Consider the following 2,228-nt stretch of genomic DNA (forward strand, 5'->3'; position numbering starts at 1 on the left):
TAGACACTTTAGGGGGGGGGTGCTATGGTGGTATTAGATTGGCTTTGTTTCGTTTCTCGTTAATTTTGGTGCAAAGAAACGCTATATGCCCTATTTTTGGGGGTTTCTGTGAATTTAGGTGATCTGCTTGGCAACGGTTTGAATAAGGGGGACAGATTTTAGCTCACTCTAGACAAGCAAAACGACTCGGGTTTTTGCACGACTCATGAGGGCTTTTGAAGTGAAAAAATTTGTTATCTTTGGCAAGAAAAAAGCGAACGGATTTTTTAACGAAACGGATTGCGTTTTTGGATAAAAAGATGCTGAAAACAATGTGAAAAATTTTACGGAAGATTGAACGGCTTTTTTGGCTTTAGAAGTGTGAAAAATTTAGTGCAATACGTTGAAAAATTTTTGCTAAAAAACAGCAATGGCAAATCAAAAAATTTTGTGAAAGAAAAGCGGTTAGTATGAGCGGTAAGAGTTAAGGATTTGAAATATCTTAGCCTCGCAGAGCAAACACACCAAACAAGCTTAGCGCAGTGTCCTGCTTGCAGGTGGTGAGTTTGCGCAAATTCACCACTACCTAAAGGTAACGCTCACAAGTTCGCTGTGGTCATTTGCTACTCAATCGCCGTAGGGGCTTGTTCTTGTTCCCTTTGGCAAGCTTTGCATAAGGGCACGCCTTCTATGCCTTCCCCTATTCCACACTTGTAACAGACACTGCCCTTAATGATTTTTTCGCAAAGCTCTTCAATGTCGTTTGCATTTGTGAAATCATTGTTCAAAATGAGTTCTAAAACTTCGCAAAAATCTTCAGGCAAATTGATTTGCAATGTCCGCATAGGTCGCCACATTTTTTACTCCTTTTCATCTAAAAAATTTCCCGTTTCTGGGTGTGATATTTTCCACCGCCTAGAACGCAAAAATGCATCAAAAAAAAGCGTGTGATTGCTCGCAAAATCTAGCAAGTCATCATTGTCTTGTAACAGCTCAATCAGATCGCAATATTCCGTTAGGTTTTTCTCCTTGATAATCTGCAAAATCTGCTTCTTAGCTTCCAAAGCTTCCCCTTTTGTCATCTCCAAGAAATCACGGACACTAAAGCCGTTGAGGTGTTTAATGTCCTTTGTGCTATACTGCGCCTTCTCGGGGTTATCTGCATGCGTCAAATAGCGGTAATACCCCTTGATGCTTTCTAACGGTTGCGGAGCAGTCGCATTGATGAGCTCCGCTACTCTCAACACGGGCTTATAACTTGTCGGTCCTTTGTAAGCAAGCAATACATGCCAATGCGGCTTCTTTTGCGTCTCATCGGCGTTCATGTCGCTATCGTGCAAGGGGCTAATAGCCATCATCAAGCCCGTTCCTTGCAAAAGCTCTAGCCAATTTTGAGGCACACTATCGGGGTAGGCAATAAAAGCCCAATATCGTTTCCTAACTTCCTTTTTCATTTTCGTATCCTTTCTGCAAATCTGCAAAAATTGCGGTCGCATAATAGCATTTAAATTTAAAAAGAAACCTTAAAAAATCTATTCTCATTATTGACTTAAGGTTTCACCTTAAAAACCGCTTAAAAATTAGATCAGCCATTGCCATCGGTCTAATGGTCTAAGCAGTGGCATCGGTAGGGGCAAATGCTATCGCTTTGCCCTTATTACTCTTGCCCGCGCTAACGCGCAGGGCAAGCAATGGCAAGCATACTTCGTAGCTACCGCTACTCGTATGCTTGCAAGGGGGCGAACCCCCTTGAACCCCCCTTACACCCCTTGCCAAAATGGCGGTAAATGGGTCGTTTTTCGTTTAAGAAAACACACAAACCCAAATGCGAAAATGCACGATGCACAATGCACCCATTGGGGGGGTCGTAGTAGCCCCCCAATGGGTTTAAGAATTTTCACACCTTAACTTAATAAGATTTTCAGCACCCCCGGTTATAATCCCAGACAAGAAAATTTGACACCATAGCGGAGGTTGAAAATGCTTGAGACGCAAAAAGCAAGAAAACGAGGACGCAAACGGGGAGAGAAACGGGTAGCCGTGCCAATCAACAAGTCGCTAGGCATTAAGGTCGATGCGCCTATGCTTGCGTTTCTAAAGGGCTTGGAGAATACGAACAGCTTTGTCCGATCCGCTATTCAAGCCACACCCGAATATCAAGCCTTCATTTCTCGAACCCACTCACAAACTAACTTTTCCGACACTCAAAACTAAACATAGCATTTTTACCCACCTAGAAACCTCTACAA

At 42.8% G+C, this 2,228-nt stretch carries 2 protein-coding genes; both read right to left on the reverse strand.

What is annotated here, in order from left to right:
- Positions 1-602: 602 nt before the first annotated feature.
- Positions 603-836, reverse strand: a complete 234-nt coding sequence (locus tag C6G87_RS05685; RefSeq protein ID WP_104752560.1) for a hypothetical protein — start codon at positions 834-836, stop codon at positions 603-605.
- A gap of 3 nt (positions 837-839) precedes the next feature.
- Positions 840-1,433, reverse strand: a complete 594-nt coding sequence (locus C6G87_RS05690) for a replication protein (protein WP_158653108.1) — start codon at positions 1,431-1,433, stop codon at positions 840-842.
- Positions 1,434-2,228: the final 795 nt, after the last annotated feature.

It is taken from the genome of Helicobacter baculiformis, from assembly GCF_900197685.1.
In the GTDB taxonomy this organism is placed as follows: Bacteria; Campylobacterota; Campylobacteria; order Campylobacterales; family Helicobacteraceae; genus Helicobacter; species Helicobacter baculiformis.

Excerpts from the sequence above, each read along its gene's own strand:
- C6G87_RS05690 (WP_158653108.1), bottom strand. The coding sequence starts at position 1,433 with ATGAAAAAGGAAGTTAGGAAACGATATTGGGCTTTTATTGCCTACCCC.
- C6G87_RS05685 (WP_104752560.1), bottom strand. The coding sequence starts at position 836 with ATGTGGCGACCTATGCGGACATTGCAAATCAATTTGCCTGAAGATTTT.